Genomic DNA, 18,674 nt, shown 5'->3' with positions numbered 1-18,674 from the left:
AATGGTCGGACTCCTAGAGCTTTTCGACCTGGCTGTATTCGAGGTCGACCGGAGTGGAGCGGCCGAAGATCGAGACGCTGACCTTGAGGCGCGCCTTTTCCTCGTCCACTTCCTCGATCGTACCGTTGAACGACGTGAACGGGCCGTCGGACACGCGCACCTGCTCGCCGATCTCGAAGGTGACGGAGGGGCGGGGACGTTCCACGCCTTCCTGCGCCTGCTTCATGATCCGCTCGGCCTCGGCCGCGGTGATCGGCGAGGGACGCGTCTTGGTGCCCAGGAAGCCGGTGACCTTGGGCGTGTCCTTGACCAGATGCCAGGCCTCGTCGGTCAGTTCCATGTTGACCAGCACATAGCCGGGGAAGAACTTCCGCTCGGCATTGACCTTCTGGCCGCGGCGGACCTCGACCACCTCTTCGGAGGGGACCAGGATGTCACCAAAATGGTCGGACAGGCCCTTCTGGGCCGCCTGCTCGGTGATGTGCTGGGCGATCTTCTTCTCGAAGCCCGAATAGACGTGAACGACGTACCAACGTTTCGCCATGGTCGTTCCTCAGCCTCCAAGCCCAAAAAGTTCACGTACGCCCAGGCCGATGATCTGGTCGACGACAAAGAAGAAAACCGATGTCATGGTGGCCATTGCCAGCACGGCCCCTGTCGTCACCAGTGTGGCGCGACGCGTGGGCCATGTGACCTTGGTCGCCTCGGTACGGACATCTTGCACAAATTTCGCGGGACTGACCGACACGAAACACCCTTCTCGAACCGCCATGCCGCCGTCCGGACCGGAGCGCGGACGAGGCCGGATATCAACCAATACTGCATGTCGGGGGCACCGTCACGGTCCGGGCGGGAGAAATCCCGACCGGGGCGAGTGGCAGGGGTGGAGGGTCTCGAACCCCCAACCTCCGGTTTTGGAGACCGGCGCTCTAGCCAATTGAGCTACACCCCTGCAAGCCGCCTGCGGCGCCGACCAATGGAATAGCGGAAAGCTGTTCCCCTGGCCACCCGTGCGAACCCGGCGCAGGCAGCGGAAAAAAGTATGCCCGGCGGGCAAAGTCAAGAGGGGGGGGGCGATTCGTTCTTCCGGCCGGGGCGTATCGCCCGTCGCCGATGGCCGAGAGGGCTTGCCGGAGGGGCGGATTCGGCGGTAAGGAAGGACCATATGGGCGGGCGTAGCATAGTGGTAATGCAGTAGCCTTCCAAGCTTCTGAGGAGGGTTCGATTCCCTTCGCCCGCTCCATCCTCCCGATATCGCGCATATGAGCCATCCCTCTCCGGTCCGGCCGCATCTGGTGCTGGCCACCTGCTGCCTCAGCCTGTTCCTGGTGATGGTGGATGTGACCATCGTCAATGTGGCGCTGCCGGCGATTCGCGCCGCGCTGGGCGGCGGGCTGTCGATGCTGCAATGGGTGGTCGACGCCTATACGCTGGTGGTGGCGACGCTGCTGGTGCTGGCGGGATCGACCGCCGACCGGATCGGGCGGCGGCGGGTATTCGTTTGCGGAATCATCGTCTTCTGCCTGGGGTCCGCCTTGTGCGGGCTGGCGCCCAATGGCTGGGCGCTGGTGCTGGCGCGCGGGTTCCAGGGGCTGGGCGGCGCGATGCTGAATCCGGTGGCTCTGTCGATCATCGCCAATGTCTTTGTCGAGCCTGCCTTGCGGGCGCGGGCGATCGGCGTGTGGGGCGCGATGTCGGGGTTGGCGCTGGCCTTGGGGCCGCTGGTCGGCGGCATTCTGACCACGCTGGTCGGCTGGCGGGCGGTGTTCTGGGTCAATCTGCCGGTCGGGGCGCTGGCGCTGGGGCTCAGCCTGCGTTTTATCCCCGAATCGCGTGCGGTGCATGTACGGCCGATCGACCGGACGGGGCAGGCGCTGGTGGCGCTGATTCTGGCCGCTGCCACCGCCGCGCTGATCGAGGCCCGGGATTATGGCTGGCACGCGCCGGCGATCCGGGCCGGGCTGGCGGTCGCGGCGGTGGGGCTGGTGGTGCTGTATCGGGTGGAGCGGCGGAGTCGCCACCCGTTGCTCGACCTGCGGTTTTTTCGGGCGCTGCCGTTTTCGGGCGCGATCGTGATTGCGGTCTGTGCCTTTGCGATCTTCAGTTCGTTCCTGTTCCTTAACACGCTGTATTTGCAGGAAGCGCGGGGCCTGTCGGCCATGCAGGCGGGGTTGTTCACGCTGCCGTTCGCGCTGGGGGTAGTGGTGTGTGCGCCGCTGTCGGGGCGGCTGGTCGGGGCGCGTGGGGCGCGGCTGCCGCTGCTGCTGTCGGCGTGCGGGCTGGGGTGCGGTGCGCTGCTGCTGACGGGGCTGACGGCGGTGACGCCGCCTTCCGTGCTGCTGCTGGCTTACAGCCTGTGCGGTTGCGGATTTGGCTTGTGCAATGCACCGATCACCAACAGTGCCGTTTCGGGGATGCCGCGCGACCAGGCGGGGCTGGCGGCGGCCTTGGCCTCGACCAGCCGGCAGATCGGGGCGCTGCTGGGGGTGGCGCTGTCGGGGACGATGATGGGGGCTCATGCCGTGGGGGGCGGGGCTGCGCTGGCGCAGGCCACGCACCGGGTCTGGTGGTTGCTGGTGGGGTTGTCGGGGGTGGTGGCGGGGCTGGGCCTTGTTTCGACCGGGGAGCGGGCGCGGGCCAGCGCGCGGGTGGCGCGCGGGCTGTTCGACGATGCGCCCATCGTTGGTTACAGGACCGACAGCACCCCGCCATCGACATAGAGCGTCTGGCCGTTGACGAAGGATGAGGCGTCCGACGCCAGGAACACGGCGGCACCCTGCAGTTCCTCGACCTTGCCCCAGCGGCCGGCCGGTGTGCGCTTTGTCAGCCAGGCGTTGAAATCGGGGTCCGCGACCAGGGCGCGGTTCAGGGGCGTCTCGAAATAGCCGGGGCCGATGGCGTTGATCTGCAGCCCGTGCCGCGCCCAGTCGGCGCACATGCCGCGCGTCAGGTTCTTCACCGCGCCCTTGGTCGCCGTGTAGGGCGCGATGCCGGGGCGGGCCAGTTCGCACTGCACGCTGCCGATATTGATGATCTTGCCCATGCCGCGCGGGATCATGTGGCGGGCGACCGCCGTGCCGACGAAGAACACGCTGTCGAGGTTGGTGCGGATGATTTCGGCCCAGTCCTCGGGCGGGAAGACGTCGAGCGGGGCGCGGCGCTGGATGCCGGCATTGTTGACCAGGATGCGGATCGGCCCGTCTTCGGCCTCGATGGTGCTGATGGCGGCCTCGACCGACAGGCGGTCGGTCACGTCGAAGGGGCGGGTCAGGATGGTGCGGGTGGCGCCGGGCGGCGTGGCGTCGCGCAGGCGGGCGGCGGATTCGTCCAGCCTTGCGGCGTCGCGGCCGTTGAGGATGACATGGGCGCCGGCATCGGCCAGGCCGGCGGCGATGGCGAAGCCGATTCCGCCGCTGGAGCCGGTGACGAGGGCCAGCCGGCCGGTCAGGTCGAAGAGGGGGGAAGCGGGCATGAATGTCTCCTTGATCGTGCGCGGGCACATGGCGGGTTTGACGATATGTCTGGCGTCGGCCGCCGGGCGAGGTGACTATAAGCGCGTCGCCAGCATGTTGGGTTGCGACGCAGGGGCATGGGCGGGGATGACGGGCAGGCGGACGACAGGCGGGGAAACGGCGGCTTCGGGTGCTGCGCGGCGGGCGACGGAGCCTGACGCCGCATCGGCGGTGGCGCGCGCGGGCGCGCGGCCGACCATCATCGATGTGTCCGCGCGGGCCGGCGTGTCGCGCATGACGGTGTCGCGCGCGCTGCGGGCGCCGCATCTGGTGCGCCCCGACACGCGCGAGGCGATTGCACGGGCGATCGACGAATTGGGTTATGTGCCCGATCGCGCGGCCGAGGCGCTGTCGACCCGGCGCAGCGGATTCGTCGGCCTGGTGGTGCCGACGCTGACCAACACGAATTTCGCCGATGCGGCGCGCGGCCTGACCGACATCATCCGCCGGCAGGGATATGAGTTGCTGATCGGGTATACCGACTATGACGAAAACGCAATGCTGACCCATGTGCGCGACATGCTGGGGCGGCGGGCCGAGGCGCTGGTGCTGCCGGCGGGGCCGCGCGGGGCGGCATTGCGGACCCTGCTGGCGGGCGAGACGATTCCCATCGTGCAGATGGCCGGGCTGGCGCCCAGCCCGGTGAATTACATGGTCGGCTATTCGAACCACGAGGCCGGGCGGCTGGCCGCGCGGTACCTGATCGGGCTGGGGCACACCCGAATCGGGGTGCTGGCGGCCGAGGGCGACGGCCTGTCCTGCGACCATCGCGGCGGCAGGCGGCTGGAGGGGTTTCTGGAGGCGCTGCGCGAGGCCGGGTTGCGGGAGGACCTGGTGCAGCGGATGGGCAAGCCGCCGGTCTCCTTCACCCAGGGGGCGCAGGCCATGGGGGCGCTGCTGGAGCGGGCGCCGGACCTGCATGCGGTCTTCGCGGTGTCGGACCTGGTCGGGGTCGGGGCGCTGATGGAGTGCCGGCGCCGGGGCGTGCGGGTGCCCGAGGATGTGTCGCTGATGGGGTTCGGCGGATTCGAGATCGGGCGTGAAGTGGTGCCGGCGCTGACCACGGTGGCGGTCGATTACCGCGCGATCGGCGAGCGGACGGGGCGGATGGTGCTGGACCTGCTGGCGGGCGTGCGCGACGTGCCGCCCGTCGTGGATCTGGGTGTGACGCTGACCGAGCGCGAAACGACTGCCTTCCGGCCCGCGTTGGTGCCGGTACCGGCCTGATGCGTGTGTTGCGCGGGGCGGGTCAGCATGCTAGAGGCGCGCCATCGGCTCCGGCTTCGTTCCGGTGCCGTTGGCGCGCTGCAATGACCTAAGACACTGGGATGGAAAGACCGACCGTGGTTTCGGGTGGAACGACAACAATACCGATCGCCTCCGTTGCCAATGGCCTGCCCGGTCGTTACGCGACGGCCCTCTATGATTTCGCCGCCGAGCGCTGGCTGCTTGATGATGTGCTGGACCATGCGGCCTCGCTGCGGCGCCTGATCGCCGAAAGCGCCGAGCTGCGCAGCGTCCTGACGAATCGTACGCTGGATATCGCCGTGTCGACGCGTGCCGTGGACGCCGTGCTGGCGGCCCAGGGCTTCGGGTGGGTCATCCGCAATTTCGTGGGCGTGATCGCCCGCAACCGCCGCCTGTCCCGTCTGGGGGAGATCCTGGATGCGGTGGCGGCCATCGCGGCAGCCCGTCGGGGCGAGGCCGTGGCCGAGATTGTGTCGGCCCAGCCCCTGACGGACCTGCAACGCATTCAGATTCAGGCCCGCCTCGCCGAGGCCGGCTATTCCAAGGTCAATATCCAGGAACGCGTTGACGCGGCCCTGCTGGGCGGTCTGGTCGTGCGCGTCGGCGCCCGGCTCTATGACACCAGCCTCAATTCCCGCCTGACCCGCCTGCACCACGCCATGAAGGGAGCCGCGTGATGGAAATCCGTCCCGCTGAGATTTCGGATATCCTCAAGCAGCAGATCGCCGCGTTCGACACGAGCGCCGAAATTGCCGAGACCGGCACGATCCTGTCGGTCGGCGACGGCATCGCCCGCGTCTATGGCCTGCAGAACGTGCAGGCCGGCGAGATGGTCGAGTTCCCGGCCTCCGGCCAGCGCGGCATGGCGCTGAACCTCGAGAACGACAATGTCGGCGTCGTGATCTTCGGCGACGACTCCGAGATGCGCGAAGGCGACACCGTCGCGCGCACCGGCAAGGTGGTCGAGGTTCCGACCGGCAAGGCGCTGCTGGGCCGCGTGGTCGACGGTCTGGGCAACCCGATCGACGGCAAGGGGCCGCTGGTCGGCGACGTGACCATGAAGCGTGCCGACATCAAGGCGCCGGGCATCATGCCGCGCCAGTCGGTCGGCGAGCCGATGCAGACCGGCATCAAGGCGATCGACGCCCTGGTGCCGATCGGGCGCGGCCAGCGCGAGCTGATCATCGGTGACCGCCAGACCGGCAAGACCGCCATCCTGATCGACACCATCGTCGCGCAGAAGCCGGTCAACGCGCTGGGCGACGACAAGAAGTCGCTCTACTGCATCTATGTCGCGATCGGGCAGAAGCGTTCGACCGTGGCGCAGCTGGTGCGCACGCTGGAAGAAGCAGGCGCGATGGAATATTCCATCGTCGTCGCCGCGACGGCGTCCGACCCGGCGCCGATGCAGTATCTGGCCCCGTACGCCGCCTGCGCGATGGGCGAGTATTTCCGCGACAACGGCATGCATGCGCTGATCGTCTATGACGATCTGTCGAAGCAGGCCGTGGCCTATCGCCAGATGTCGCTGCTGCTGCGCCGTCCGCCGGGCCGTGAAGCCTATCCGGGCGACGTGTTCTACCTGCATTCGCGCCTGCTGGAACGCGCGGCCAAGATGTCGGACGAATATGGCGCGGGTTCGCTGACGGCGCTGCCGGTCATCGAGACCCAGGCCGGCGACGTGGCGGCCTATATCCCGACCAACGTGATCTCGATCACCGACGGCCAGGTGTTCCTGGAGACCGACCTGTTCTATCGCGGCATCCGCCCGGCGGTGAACGTCGGCGGCTCGGTGTCGCGCGTCGGTTCGGCCGCGCAGATCAAGGCGATGAAGCAGGTTGCCGGCAAGATCAAGCTGGAGCTGGCGCAGTATCGCGAAATGGCTGCGTTCTCGCAGTTCTCCTCCGACCTCGACCCGGCCACGCAGAAGCAGCTGGCCCGCGGTGCGCGCCTGGTCGAGCTGCTGAAGCAGCCCGAGACCTCGCCGCTGCCGGTCGAGGAGCAGGTGTGCGTGCTGTTCGCCGGGACCCGTGGCTTCATCGACGCCGTGCCGGTGGACAAGGTGACGGCCTATGAGCGCCAGCTCCGCACCGAGCTGCATGCGGCCGGCAAGGACATCCTGGACTCGATCCGCACCGAGCGGCAGATCACCAAGGACAACGAAGCCCGTCTGAGCGACTTCCTGACGGCATTCAGCCGCCAGTTCGTGGGCTGAGGGCGGACAGGCACCCATGGCATCCCTCAAGGACCTTCGCGCGCGGATCGGCAGCGTCAAATCGACGCGGAAGATCACCAGCGCCATGAAGATGGTGGCGGCGGCCAAGCTGCGCCGGGCCCAGACCCGCGCCGAAGCCGCCCGCCCCTATGCGGCCGCGATGCGCCGGATGCTGGCTGAACTGGGTGCCGGCACGCGGGGCCAGTCCGGCCTGCCGACGCTGCTGGCCGGCACGGGCAACGACCGCATCCACCTGCTGATCCCGCTGACCAGCGATCGCGGGCTGGCCGGCGGCTTCAACGCCAACATCAACCGCAAGACGCGTGACCTGATCCGCCAGTTGCAGGCCGAGGGCAAGACCGTCCGCCTGCTGCCGGTAGGCCGGAAGGGCCACGATTACCTGATGCGCGAATTCTCCGACCTGATCGTGGACCATGTCCATGGTTCGGGCGGCAAGGAAATCCCGTTCTCGGCGGCCGCCGAGCTGGGCGAGCGGATTGCCGCGATGGCGGAGAAGGGCGAATTCGACGTCTGCACGGTGGTGTATAACCGCTTCCAGAACGTCATGTCGCAGACGCCCACCGAGATGCAGCTGATCCCGCTGGCGCTGCCGGCGAACGATACGGCGGCCTCGGCCGACGCGCCTGTGTATGAGTTCGAGCCGGGCGAGGAAGAGCTGCTGTCCAGCCTGCTGCCGCGCAACCTTCAGGTTCAGCTCTACGCGACGCTGCTGGAGAGTGCCGCGGGCGAACAGGGCGCGCGCATGACGGCGATGGACAATGCCACGCGCAATGCGGGCAAGGCCATCGACCGGCTGACCCTGACCTACAACCGTACCCGCCAGACCAACATCACCAACGAACTGATCGAGATCATCTCGGGCGCCCAGGCGCTCTGAGACACGATCCGCTTCCCTCGTCGCAGGAGCTGACCCCATGTCGGAAACCACAGTAAACGAGGCTCCTGCCGCCACGCAGGGCCAGTCCAGCAACATTGTCGGCCGCGTGACGCAGGTGCGCGGCGCCGTTGTGGACGTGCAGTTCGAAGGCACGCTGCCGCACATTCTCGATGCGCTGCATGTCACCTTCAACGGCCAGACGGTCGTGCTGGAAGTGGCGCAGGAGATCGGCGAGCATGAAGTGCGCTGCATCGCCATGGACTCGACCGACGGCCTGACCCGTGGCGCCGAGGTCGTTGCGACCGGCGAGCAGATCACGGTGCCGGTCGGCCCCGGCACGCTGGGCCGCATCCTGAACGTGATCGGCGAGCCGATCGACGAGCGTGGCCCGGTGGCCTCGACCAAGCGCTACCCGATCCACCGCAAGGCGCCGTCCTTCGAAGAGCAGGCGGCCGCGACCGAGATCCTGGTCACGGGCATCAAGGTCGTCGACCTGCTGTGCCCGTACCTGAAGGGTGGCAAGATCGGCCTGTTCGGCGGCGCCGGTGTGGGCAAGACCGTCATCATCCAGGAACTGATCAACAACATCGCCAAGGCGCATGGCGGCGTGTCGGTGTTTGCCGGCGTCGGCGAGCGTACCCGCGAGGGTAACGACCTGTATTACGAAATGCAGGACGCGGGCGTGATCAAGCTGGGCGAGAACACGACCGAAGGCTCCAAGGTGGCGCTGGTCTATGGCCAGATGAACGAGCCGCCGGGTGCGCGCGCGCGCATCGCGCTGTCGGGCCTGTCGCTGGCCGAGTATTTCCGTGACGAGGAAGGGCAGGACGTCCTGTTCTTCGTCGACAATATCTTCCGCTTCACGCAGGCGGGTGCCGAGGTTTCGGCGCTGCTGGGCCGTATCCCGTCGGCCGTGGGCTACCAGCCGACGCTGGCCACCGAGATGGGCGCCCTGCAGGAGCGCATCACCTCGACCAAGAAGGGCTCGATCACCTCGGTGCAGGCCGTCTACGTGCCGGCCGACGATCTGACCGATCCGGCGCCTGCGGCGACCTTCGCCCATCTGGATGCGACCACGGTGCTGAACCGTTCGATCGCGGAAATGGGCATCTATCCGGCCGTCGATCCGCTGGATTCGACCTCGCGCTCGCTCGACCCGAAGATCGTCGGCGAGGAGCATTACCAGGTAGCGCGCGACGTGCAGCGCATCCTGCAGACTTACAAGTCGCTGCAGGATATCATCGCCATCCTGGGCATGGACGAGCTGTCCGAGGATGACAAGCTGCTGGTGGCGCGTGCGCGCCGCATCCAGCGCTTCCTGTCGCAGCCGTTCCACGTGGCCGAAGTCTTCACCGGCGCGCCGGGCAAGCTGGTCTCGCTGGAAGACACGGTGCGCTCGTTCAAGGCGATCGTGGCTGGTGAATACGACCACCTGCCCGAGGGCGCGTTCTACATGGTCGGTTCGATCGAAGAAGCGGTCGCGAAGGCCGAGAAGATGAAGGAATCGGCCTGAACGGTCGACTCCGGCGCAAGGAAGACAGCCCATGCCGATTGAGGTCGAGATCGTCAGCCCCGAGAAGGTTCTCTTCTCGCGCGCTGTCGAGATGGCGGTGATTCCGGGCCTGGAGGGCGATATCGCCGCCATGCCCGATCGCGCGCCGATGATGCTGCTGCTGCGCGGCGGTGTGGTCGAACTGTATGAGAACGGGGCGGTGACGGACCGGTTCTTCGTGGCCGGCGGGTTCGCCGACATGACGGCCACCCGTTGCACCATCCTGGCCGACCAGGCGATCGCGCTGGCCGACCTGTCGGTGGCCGACGGCCAGGCGCGCCTTGCCGCGCTGGAGGCTTCGTACGACGCCGCCGACAAGATGGACGTGCCGGCGCTGGATCTGCTGATGGCGAAGATGCAGTCCGCCCGGGCGGAGATCGAAGCCGCTGGTGGCGAGGCTGTGAAAGCCGCCTGAGTTTTCGTCAGCGGACTGGTTTCAGGCGGAACGCCCCCGGCTCCTTCGAGGCGGGGGCGTTTTGTATTTTCCTTTCAAAAGAAAGAATTCGCTCTGGCCGGGCGCCTGGTGGCGCGGTGCCCGGAGCCCCCGGGCCTGTCGATCAGCGGCGGCGCTGGCTCGCGCGACGTCGGCCATCAAGCGATAGCCTTCACCACTGGTTTGCCGGTTGGTGGCGAGGAGCATGTCATAGGCTTGCAGGCGCACCGTGCGGCTAAGCGTTTTAACCGAGCGCCTAGCCCATCTTATTCACAGGGTTGGTCGGGGCTGGGTGGCGGGTATCGCCTAAGCTTTTGATTGGGTTTACGAATTGGGTGTCGAGTCCCTCCGTTTCTCCGATCGCGCCGCGCCACACCCGCCATGTCCGACGATACGAGCCAGCCGTTCCTGTTTCCAGCCATCCGACGCAAGAAAATCACGGCTGATTTTGATGGTGGCCGGATCACCTCGGATGGTGGTGTCCTGTTGCTGGCTGCCGCCGAGCGGCGGATCGGCCTGGCTGATCGCCTCGCCCGGCTCATCGCCGATCCACGCACTCCGCGACGTGTGACACACGGCGTGGCCGATATTCTGCGCGCCCGCATGCTGGCCATTGCCTGCGGCTACGAGGACGCCGACGACCTCGATCACCTGCGGCGCGATCCGGGTTTCAAGCTCGCCTGCGGACGACTGCCCGATACGGGGCGGGATCTGTGCTCGCAACCCACGATCTCGCGTTGGGAGAACGCCCCGATGATCCGCCGCATTCGCAGCCACTGGCCCAATACCCGGCTGACCATGCGCGGGGATGGTCATTACGGACGTCCCGAAGTCATGGCCTGGTGCGAGGCGCATGACGTCGATTACATCTTCGGCCTTGCGGGCAACAGCGTGCTGCACCGGCTTCTCGAACCTGCGGCCGATGATATCCGCGTCCGGCGCGCCGAGACGCGGGCGCAATCCCTGCGCGGCCATGCCGAAATCCGCTATGGCGCGAAATCGTGGAAGCAACAGCGGCGCGGCGCCGCCCGGATCGAAGCCACGACGCTGGGTCTCGACATACGCTGCGTGGTGACCAGCCTGCGAGGCGGCAACGCCGAATGGCTCTACGATGCCCTCTACTGTGCCCGTGGACAGGCCGAAAACCTGATCAAGCTTCACAAGGGCCAACTGGCATCCGACCGCACGAGCTGTCGATCGCCACTGGCCAACCAGGTCCGCCTGGTCCTGCACACCGCCGCATACTGGCTGATGCTCACCCTGCGGGACGCCATCCCAGCCCCGCAGCCGCTCGCCTCGGCCGAATTCACCACGTTACGAAATCGTCTCCTGAAAATCGCAGGACGCATCCTGGAAACCGCGACCCGTGTCCGTATCGCCTTTGCCGCCGCCTGTCCCGAAGCGGCACTTTTCCGCAGTCTCGCCATCTCAATGCAGGCTGCCGGCCCGTGACAGACGGGGCTATCGCCCCCGAACCCGCCCCGTCCCCGCAACCCCAGCCGCAACCATCCACCATTTTAAAATGACGCCGCCTCAACTCGGTGCGATCCCGCGCGCACAAACCACAAAAGCAGAAAAATCCACGCAAAATACTCAATGCCGTGAATAAGATGGGTTAACGACGTGAACTTACCAATCCACCCTCCTACTCATAAGGCGGCCATGAACGGCCGGTTACTCTTCTCCCCGCGCCGGACGGACGGCTCTTCTCCTTCACCGACCGACGATTGAGCCCTGCATCCTTGAGGATGCGCCAGGCGCTGTCGCGGTTGAGGTGGGGCAGGGAAGTGCCGCAGCACGAAGGTCAGGTCATCGAGTCCGAACTCGGTGGCGCGACGCAGGTGGCAAACGATCGCGCGCTCTTCCTCGGTCGCTTTCCAAGCCAGCAACCGGGGCTTGCTGCTACGATCCGTGCATCCCCTCTACTCCGCGCTTGCGCCATTTGCGCACCGTCTCGTCGCTGATGCCGAAGCGTCGCGCCAACACTCCGGTCCCTTCCGTCGAGCGCGCGATTTCGGCCCGGACAGATGGGGTCGTCCGGGCTTGGGGATCGATCTGGTGCATCAGCGATCATTCGGGCGTTCAACGTCAAACCAGGGGGCGTAGGCAGTAATAGCCCACGATACCTGATCCTAATGACGTCTCACAACCTGACAGCAAGCGGGGTTGTAGAAGTCAGTTCCCCAGGATGACAATCTTCGCGGTCGCTTTCGGCGTTGGCCAGATCTTGGAGGTCAGGCCGGTCGATACCGCCACTTTCTGTCCGCTCCCGGCGTTATAGGTAATGATGCCGCCAGCGAGCGCGCCTCCCAAGTCGGTCTTGAACAGAAGGCGGCCGGTTTGGCTGTCCAGCACGAACAGATTTCCACCCATGTCGCCAAAAAGAACGATGCCGCCAGCAGTGGGGGTCACTGCAGCCATGATCGGGTTCGGAGCTTTGAAGCGCCAGCGTTGCTTGCCGGTCAAGGCGTTAACCGAGGTCAGCCACCCGGCCCATTGGGAAACCGGGTCTGGCTTGCCGAAACCATCCTGCGATGAGCCCGTCCAGGCCTGAGCGGCGGAGACGGACATGGTCTTGTCGTCGGGATCGATATGCACGGTCGAGCACCAATCGACCTGACCGGAAATGATCGCATCGTGCAATGGATCATAGGCCGGTCCGTTCCACTCCGAGCCACCCTGGGTGCCCGGGCAGAATCGCGTACCCGTTTCCACGAGCGGTGCGGCGGTGTTGAATTGGGTCGTCATGGCGCGTTTGTAGAGACGCTTTCCCGTTTTGTGATTGAACACATAGAGAAATCCGTCTTTCGGCGTGACGGCCATGATCGGCGTACCGTTGCGACTGGAGAACAGAGTGGGAGCCGAGGATACGTCATAGTCATGAAAATCTTCGGGCACGATCGAATAATGGCTGCGATAGGCACCGGTCTCGGCATCGAGTACGACGATCGAGCCGGCATAGAGATTGGAGCCTTTCCGCAAGCTCTTGATAAAGTCGGGAGCAGGGTTCCCGCCCGGAACATAAAGCAGGCCGGTGGCGGGATCGAGCGAATAGGACGTCCAAGTACCGCCGCCGGTGATCTCGACACCCGGAGCGTTCTGCCAGGTGGTCACGGGCGCGGCACCCTGGACCTGTGGGCCGCGCTCGACATCGCCGAGCTTCTTCGGAACGAGGTAGAACTCCCACACGATCTTGCCGGTTTTCGCGTCGAGCGCGTACATGCGTCCCTTAACGCCGCGATTGTCACCGCCTGCATTGCCAATGAACACGAGGCCATGCCAAGTGATGGGTGACGCTGGTGCGGTTTCTCCCTTCGACTGGTCGCCAATCTGTGTGTCCCAAAGACGTTCACCAGTCTTTTCGTCATAGGCATAGACATGGCCGTTAGCCGCACCGCGGAATACCCGGCTGTCGGCGATTGCGACACCTCGCTGCCCGCCAAGATACGAGTTTGGAAAGTCTTCATGCGCTATCCAGTTCACTGCGCATGTATCTGGGTTGATCGAGAAGGTATTATGCTCGGTCGTGGCGAACAGTGCGCCGTCCACCTGAACAAGACCTGACTGAAATGCAGTGGTTTCGCCGGTATCGAAGGTACAAATAGTTTTCAGGTTGGCGACGTTTGAGTCATTGAGATCGTTCAGAGGCGAGAATCTCTCGGACGTGAGCGTGCGATTGTAGCTGGGCCAGTTACTTTCTCCCCGCGCTTGCGCCTGTATCGGATACAAGCTAGTCGCGGCCAACAATGCCAGTATGGAAGCCCGCATTGTCACTCCTGTCATTGGATTCCCGCCTCCTGCAATCAACCCGATCCCATTCCAACCCATGTATCTCAGAACCGCACAGATTGACATCGGCTTCATCATTCGATCGTATCGCTCCTGAGCGTGTCCTACCCAAGATCCTCGACGAGCATAACCGAAGCGTGCCTGGCAAGCGCCTGAGTAGGGGCATTGGTGTTGGCGCTAGCCCATCTTATTCACGGGGTTGGTCGGGGCTGGGTGGCGGGTATCGCCTAAGCTTTTGATTGGGTTTACGAATTGGGTGTCGAGTCCCTCCGTTTCTCCGATCGCGCCGAGCCACACCCGCCATGTCCGACGATACGAGCCAGCCGTTCCTGTTTCCAGCCATCCGACGCAAGAAAATCACGGCTGATTTTGATGGTGGCCGGATCACCTCGGATGGTGGTGTCCTGTTGCTGGCTGCCGCCGAGCGGCGGATCGGCCTGGCTGATCGCCTCGCCCGGCTCATCGCCGATCCACGCAATCCGCGACGGGTGACACACGGCGTGGCCGATATTCTGCGCGCCCGCATGCTGGCCATTGCCTGCGGCTACGAGGACGCCGACGACCTCGATCACCTGCGGCGCGATCCGGGTTTCAAGTCTTCGACAGCTCGTCGGCATCGTCGGGGAGGCGCGTGAGCAACGCCGCCAACGCTGGTGGGCGGTATGATTCCGCATCAGAAGATAATGATCTTTTTAATATATCTCATCATTCAGATGAATGGTGGTGTGTTTTATTGATTTCTGTCAGAAATCTTGAATAAGAAGGATAAAAAATGAAAAACATGTTATATTTTGCAATTATGATAATATTCCTATCTGGGTGCAAAGATGATTTTGCATGTAATAAGGGGGATACTCATGCTTGTTATAATTTGAATTTTCCTCCCGTTGATGATGATCCGATTAAGTTTGGAAGGCCCCAAAATATGCTTTTGAATGCACCGAAGCATCCTGGATATTATCACAATTGATATCATTGTATATGTTGAAAATATTGGAATGGTATTTTTCAATAAGTTGACGTTATTCATTGCAACTATAAATTATTCTGTTCCTATCATTTTCCATTTTACCTCTTTGAGGTGAGTGGCCGGATCATAAAGGGTGACATCCAGAGCGAGATCGCGGGCAGTAAGGCGGCCAATGGCGGCGGCAAGGGCATAGGAATCCTGCACCGTGTTGGCTGATGTTCTGGATCAGCGTCCGTTGCTGCTGGAACAGAAGCTGCTGCTGTTGCAGCACCTCGAACGTCGTGCGGACGCCTAATAGTTCCTGTTGCTGGATGGCGCGGAGTGCGGCTTCACCCAGCGAGACGGCCTCTCGGTTCCTGGTCAGTTGATCGCGATCCGCCTGCCATTTGCGCCAGGCGCTGTCCGCCGCCTGAATGGCTGCTCTTCGTTGATCGTCCAGATCATGGCGGGCGGCGTCAACCGCGCGCCGGGCTGCGCGGATCGCGGCATATTCCGATCCACCCTGATAGAGCGGGATACTCGCCTGGATCGTGGCCATCTCACCGTCTTCGGTGAATTTCGCATCGTTCTGGTTGATCTGATGCTGGAAAGACGCCTGAGCAGCGATCTGCGGCATCAGGGCCGCGAAGGCGACCTTCACGGCATCCTGTCCGGCGGCAAGGGCGTATTGGGCGCCTATCACCTGGGGGGCGTTGGTCACGGCAAGATGCGCGGCGTCGGTTTCCTGCGCGACAGGCAGGACCAGGGACTGGGGTGGTGCGAGGTCGCGTGGAGGCGGCGTGCCGACCTGGCGCTGGAATGCGGCTTCGGCGACGCCGAGATCGCTTTCGGCCTGGCGGGTGGCGGCCCGTGCGGCCTCGTATTGCGACCGGGCCTGCAGAACGTCCGTCTGGGTGGCCTGGTTCAGTCCGAACTGGCTTGTGGTCAGGCGTAATTGCCCGGCCAGAGTATCCTCGTTGCGTTTTGTCAGGTCCAGAAGACGATGGGCCTGGGTCAGGGACACATAGGCCGAGACGACGTTCTGGAAAACCTGCTGTTCGATCTGCACAAGGCGGGCGCGTTCCTGCATGACCGAATGCATGGCCTGCCGGGTCGAGGCGACGGTCCTGCCGCCGGCGAACAGGGGCTGGGTGACGGTCACACCTGCGTTATAGCCGGGGGCAGAAAATTGCTGATTATAACGGAATGATCCACCAAATGGATAAGTGATATAGCTGGATTGATTGTAATTGGCGCTGGCAGCGACGGAAACTGTCGGCCGCCAACCTGACAGGGCTTTCGGAACCCCTTCGTCTGTCTGCTGGAGCAGAGCCCGTTCCCGCAATAATTGCGGGGCGGAATTATAGGCGACCGTCAAAGCATCATTCAGAGAATAAGTGCTATTCCGATCTTTTCCGGCGCAGGGGGATGGAGCTGAAATGATAGGTAGAATGGCCAAGATATAGAATCCGGACCATTTCAGTCTTGTTGAGGTGTTCTTTTGTTTCATCACTTACGTGCATGGCATGAATTTTCCAAACATATCAATATGTGTCGAAATTATGTCGGTATCCTTCTGGTCGGTAAGGCGAGTTGTCGCCGCGTGTGCCTATGGCGCTTGCGGAGACAGGAAAGGAATGAATCAAAGAATATGGATTAAAAGGCGGTTGCCACGACGTGGCAACCGCACCCAATCTATTCATTGAGATATAATGGAAAAAATTTAACCTTATATCTTTATCAGTCCAGCAACCCTGAGAAGGGATACTGATATCCCGGCGATGACTATCGCTGTTGCTACGATTTTGTTTGGAATGACACTAGCGACAATACCGCCGCTAATTATAAGCCCATTGATTTGAGAAGAGTCCATCGTCTCGACATCTCCAAGGCAGAAAATTCATAGTTCTATTTTATTCTTTTCTCGAAATAGCAGGGCAAAAAGCCTGACCGAGGCCTGCACCAATGCCAAGACCGACGCCACCTCCGGCAGCGCCACCAAACATGGACCCGAAAATGCCTCCGAATGCGGTAAAGGCACCTACACATTGTTCCTTACTCCAAAGGAGCATTCCCCCAGAGATAGCGTCCAATTCGGCGTCGGACAGGGACGACACAGCAGAAAATTTCTGTTTCATATCTTGCACCTCGATATTGTGACGAAATGTATCATGGGCAAAAAAGGCATGATGTCAATTTTCAAAATTCAATCGAACTCATGCTGATCCTGCATCAGGATTACGGATATTTCCGCGTGGCGTAGGCGCGTGGTTCGAAGGGGCCAGTTACCGGTTGCGTCAACACGCGGACCTGGTGCCGGAGCATACGCGGGCCCATGCCAATCTCACCCCGCCTCCGCTACCAAAACGCCGTGGACGGCCACCCAGGAGAGGAACCGAGGATCAAGGCCCTGGCTGATCCCCAGAAACCAGAAACTGGGGATTTTTCATCCAGCACTTTTGCGGACTTTTCATCCAGCATTTACAAAAACTCATCGTGCTCGCCAACGCGCTGTTGCGGGACAACCGCCTCTGGACGCCAAAAGCCGCTTGACCACAACGGATACTCTCAGGAATGAATATCGGTTCTATTGAGAAGTATTATAGATCCATGGGATACAAGGTTGGAACGAAAGAAATTCTTAGCGGAGATATCTATGAACCAGACTGGCTGGCCGATCCAAGCCATCGTATTTCGTAGAGGGACAGTTTTTATCGCGTAGTTTTTCTTTTATAAAAAGAGTTTTGGACAGAATTTCTATTCTGTCCAAAACTCTCTATGAAAGTCTATTCATGAAATTGGAGTAAGAAATATTGAAGAAAATATTTTTAATATTGATCTTTATGTGTCACATCCAACAGGTCTGGGCGGAAGAACGTAGATCTTGTGTTGCAGCCGCACTGATTCTCCCTCTTTTGGGAGGGAGAAATGATACACCTATCATCCCTGTAAAGGTGAATGGACGTGATGTTGCGATGTACGTCAGTCCTGCTTTCTTCGGTGGTCTCTATTTACGTGAGAGTCAAGATTTTACCCTAAGACCAGGCCGAATTCGAGGACGCATTACGGAAAATGCGGGTCACACTGTTCCTGCTGAGATTTCGTTTCTGGACAGCTTGGAAATCGGAGGAGCAAAAGTCGATTCACCCCAGTTTATTCGGATGCCGGGAGTGGTTACTCAAACAATCGATGGGAAGCCGCTCGTCGGAGTGATTGGTGATTCGATATTGTCGAATTTTCAGGTGCTGATTGACATGCCGCATGCGCGTCTCGCTTTGCTGAAGATCTCCCGGGATGATTCCTGTACCGATGTAGAGAAGAAACTCTTGGGTGATAAGGTGTACTCATTACCGATGAGGGGAGATCGGTGGAAAATTCCTGTTAAAATAGATGGAATAGAGAAATTATTTTCTCTGGATCCAGATACTGGTGTAACGGTAGTCCCATTAGGATGGACCATCATACCCGAGTTGAACCAGAACGCCGTGGCAAAAGGGGAGCGGGTGATGATCCGCTATACAAGTAGTTTCGGTGATGGAGTTATGGGAAGGAAGGTGATTGTCCATGACATGCATGTGTCGGATGACGAATTACCTGAAACGTCCGTTATAGTCCAAGACGGGACCGGTGACGCTGTAATCGGAACACCTTTTTTTGAAAATCATCAGGTTCTGATTGATTATGAAAGGAAGATTGTATTCTTCTCGGATTCAAGAAACTTGATGAAATCATCAGGTAATAATTTGCATTTCGCGCAGATATTTAGCGGACTTTCAGAAGTTAAAGAATGAACTGAACAACGGCCTGCCGGTGTGATCGTCCTCGATACCCTCAGTGCTTGTCGTGACCTTGCCCCCAACATGCCCTCAGTTCTGAGTTGGGGTCTGTGGGTTGATATATGCCTTTTTGGCGTGTTGGGCGAAAGCCTCTGGCGTCATGCCATTGAGGCTGGTGTGGGGCCTGACGGCGTTATAGAGCGCTACTCTGCAAGACCCATAATACCGACGAGCGGGAGGTTCTCTACCCCTGGCACCCTTGGTTTGGGCGTTGGGTGTGCGTCGAGGAGATGATTGAGCGG

14 protein-coding genes, 2 tRNA genes and 2 pseudogenes are annotated in these 18,674 nt (G+C 62.0%); 11 read left to right on the top strand and 7 right to left on the bottom strand.

From position 1 onward, the window contains the following. Positions 1-13 precede the first annotated feature (13 nt). The 3 genes from nusG to HLH29_RS18260 all read right to left on the bottom strand — a co-directional run bounded on the left by nusG (position 14) and on the right by HLH29_RS18260 (position 952). The gene (nusG, locus tag HLH29_RS18270; RefSeq protein WP_182968808.1) at positions 14-544 is read right to left on the bottom strand and encodes a transcription termination/antitermination protein NusG; all 531 of its coding nucleotides are present in this window, start codon (positions 542-544) and stop codon (positions 14-16) included. Positions 545-553: 9 nt separating this feature from the next. Next, complete coding sequence (gene secE / locus HLH29_RS18265) at positions 554-748, bottom strand: preprotein translocase subunit SecE (RefSeq protein WP_182968817.1); 195 nt, start codon at positions 746-748, stop codon at positions 554-556. Between the two features lie 127 nt (positions 749-875). Continuing rightward, positions 876-952 (bottom strand) — tRNA-Trp (locus HLH29_RS18260). 217 nt (positions 953-1,169) lie between these two features. Between HLH29_RS18260 and HLH29_RS18255 the strand changes: the two genes are divergently transcribed. Together HLH29_RS18255 and HLH29_RS18250 are read left to right on the top strand one after the other, a co-directional pair. Continuing rightward, positions 1,170-1,243, top strand: a tRNA-Gly gene (locus HLH29_RS18255). 19 nt (positions 1,244-1,262) lie between these two features. After that, positions 1,263-2,720 (top strand): MFS transporter, encoded by a 1,458-nt coding sequence (locus HLH29_RS18250; RefSeq protein WP_182968807.1) that lies wholly within the window; start codon positions 1,263-1,265, stop codon positions 2,718-2,720. Here the strand turns inward: HLH29_RS18250 and HLH29_RS18245 are convergent. After that, the gene (locus HLH29_RS18245; protein ID WP_182968806.1) at positions 2,687-3,472 is read right to left on the bottom strand and encodes an SDR family oxidoreductase; all 786 of its coding nucleotides are present in this window, start codon (positions 3,470-3,472) and stop codon (positions 2,687-2,689) included. The genes HLH29_RS18250 and HLH29_RS18245 overlap by 34 nt on opposite strands. On the opposite strand from HLH29_RS18245, the gene HLH29_RS18240 reads away from it, so the two are divergent. The 7 genes from HLH29_RS18240 (at position 3,471) to HLH29_RS18210 (ending at position 11,310) form a co-directional block, all read left to right on the top strand. Further along, positions 3,471-4,739, top strand: coding sequence for a LacI family DNA-binding transcriptional regulator (locus tag HLH29_RS18240; protein ID WP_246374421.1), 1,269 nt, complete (start codon positions 3,471-3,473; stop codon positions 4,737-4,739). The two genes, HLH29_RS18245 and HLH29_RS18240, sit on opposite strands and share 2 nt — an antisense overlap. Before the next feature lie 101 nt (positions 4,740-4,840). Then, positions 4,841-5,437: an ATP synthase F1 subunit delta gene (gene atpH, locus HLH29_RS18235; protein WP_182968805.1), complete on the top strand. Its 597-nt coding sequence runs from the start codon at positions 4,841-4,843 to the stop codon at positions 5,435-5,437. Next, positions 5,437-6,975, top strand: coding sequence for a F0F1 ATP synthase subunit alpha (gene atpA, locus HLH29_RS18230; RefSeq protein WP_182968804.1), 1,539 nt, complete (start codon positions 5,437-5,439; stop codon positions 6,973-6,975). Before atpH ends, atpA begins: the two co-directional genes overlap by 1 nt. A gap of 16 nt (positions 6,976-6,991) precedes the next feature. Continuing rightward, positions 6,992-7,873 carry a F0F1 ATP synthase subunit gamma gene (locus tag HLH29_RS18225; protein WP_182968803.1) on the top strand — a complete coding sequence of 294 codons (882 nt, stop codon included), beginning with the start codon at positions 6,992-6,994 and terminating at the stop codon, positions 7,871-7,873. 37 nt (positions 7,874-7,910) lie between these two features. After that, positions 7,911-9,386: a F0F1 ATP synthase subunit beta gene (gene atpD / locus HLH29_RS18220; protein ID WP_182968802.1), complete on the top strand. Its 1,476-nt coding sequence runs from the start codon at positions 7,911-7,913 to the stop codon at positions 9,384-9,386. 31 nt (positions 9,387-9,417) lie between these two features. Then, a complete protein-coding gene (atpC, locus tag HLH29_RS18215) occupies positions 9,418-9,840 on the top strand; it encodes an ATP synthase F1 subunit epsilon (protein ID WP_182968801.1) in 423 nt (140 codons plus the stop codon). A gap of 399 nt (positions 9,841-10,239) precedes the next feature. After that, entirely contained in the window at positions 10,240-11,310 is a 1,071-nt protein-coding gene (locus HLH29_RS18210) for an IS1380 family transposase (RefSeq protein WP_182968800.1), read from the top strand. 229 nt (positions 11,311-11,539) lie between these two features. On the opposite strand, the pseudogene HLH29_RS18205 reads toward HLH29_RS18210, so the two are convergent. Together HLH29_RS18205 and HLH29_RS18200 are read right to left on the bottom strand one after the other, a co-directional pair. Further along, positions 11,540-11,922: pseudogene (locus HLH29_RS18205) on the bottom strand (IS481 family transposase); the annotation flags it as partial. Between the two features lie 111 nt (positions 11,923-12,033). Then, positions 12,034-13,641, bottom strand: coding sequence for an outer membrane protein assembly factor BamB family protein (locus tag HLH29_RS18200; protein ID WP_182968799.1), 1,608 nt, complete (start codon positions 13,639-13,641; stop codon positions 12,034-12,036). Positions 13,642-13,949: 308 nt separating this feature from the next. Here HLH29_RS18200 and HLH29_RS18195 point away from each other — a divergent pair. After that, a pseudogene (locus tag HLH29_RS18195) lies at positions 13,950-14,258 on the top strand (transposase); the annotation flags it as partial. A gap of 483 nt (positions 14,259-14,741) precedes the next feature. Here HLH29_RS18195 and HLH29_RS18190 read toward each other — a convergent pair. After that, on the bottom strand, positions 14,742-16,106 hold the full coding sequence (locus HLH29_RS18190; protein ID WP_182968798.1) for a TolC family outer membrane protein: 1,365 nt from the start codon (positions 16,104-16,106) through the stop codon (positions 14,742-14,744). A 1,303-nt stretch (positions 16,107-17,409) separates the two neighbouring features. Here HLH29_RS18190 and HLH29_RS18185 point away from each other — a divergent pair. Beyond that, complete coding sequence (locus HLH29_RS18185) at positions 17,410-18,387, top strand: hypothetical protein (protein WP_182968797.1); 978 nt, start codon at positions 17,410-17,412, stop codon at positions 18,385-18,387. The last annotated feature ends 287 nt before the right edge of the window (positions 18,388-18,674 follow it).

Source organism: Gluconacetobacter tumulicola (genome assembly GCF_014174215.1).
Classification (GTDB): Bacteria; Pseudomonadota; Alphaproteobacteria; order Acetobacterales; family Acetobacteraceae; genus Gluconacetobacter; species Gluconacetobacter tumulicola.
Note: the sequence above shows the minus strand (reverse complement) of the source record. Positions and strands in the feature narration are given on the sequence as shown.

Bases quoted from the DNA above. Each gene is read 5' to 3' on its own strand.
- HLH29_RS18240 (WP_246374421.1), top strand. From the start codon at position 3,471: ATGAATGTCTCCTTGATCGTGCGCGGGCACATGGCGGGTTTGACGATA.
- HLH29_RS18225 (WP_182968803.1), top strand. From the start codon at position 6,992: ATGGCATCCCTCAAGGACCTTCGCGCGCGGATCGGCAGCGTCAAATCG.
- HLH29_RS18190 (WP_182968798.1), bottom strand. From the start codon at position 16,106: ATGAAACAAAAGAACACCTCAACAAGACTGAAATGGTCCGGATTCTAT.
- HLH29_RS18210 (WP_182968800.1), top strand. From the start codon at position 10,240: ATGTCCGACGATACGAGCCAGCCGTTCCTGTTTCCAGCCATCCGACGC.
- atpC (WP_182968801.1), top strand. From the start codon at position 9,418: ATGCCGATTGAGGTCGAGATCGTCAGCCCCGAGAAGGTTCTCTTCTCG.
- atpH (WP_182968805.1), top strand. From the start codon at position 4,841: ATGGAAAGACCGACCGTGGTTTCGGGTGGAACGACAACAATACCGATC.
- HLH29_RS18250 (WP_182968807.1), top strand. From the start codon at position 1,263: ATGAGCCATCCCTCTCCGGTCCGGCCGCATCTGGTGCTGGCCACCTGC.
- atpD (WP_182968802.1), top strand. From the start codon at position 7,911: ATGTCGGAAACCACAGTAAACGAGGCTCCTGCCGCCACGCAGGGCCAG.
- atpA (WP_182968804.1), top strand. From the start codon at position 5,437: ATGGAAATCCGTCCCGCTGAGATTTCGGATATCCTCAAGCAGCAGATC.
- HLH29_RS18200 (WP_182968799.1), bottom strand. From the start codon at position 13,641: ATGACAGGAGTGACAATGCGGGCTTCCATACTGGCATTGTTGGCCGCG.
- nusG (WP_182968808.1), bottom strand. From the start codon at position 544: ATGGCGAAACGTTGGTACGTCGTTCACGTCTATTCGGGCTTCGAGAAG.
- HLH29_RS18245 (WP_182968806.1), bottom strand. From the start codon at position 3,472: ATGCCCGCTTCCCCCCTCTTCGACCTGACCGGCCGGCTGGCCCTCGTC.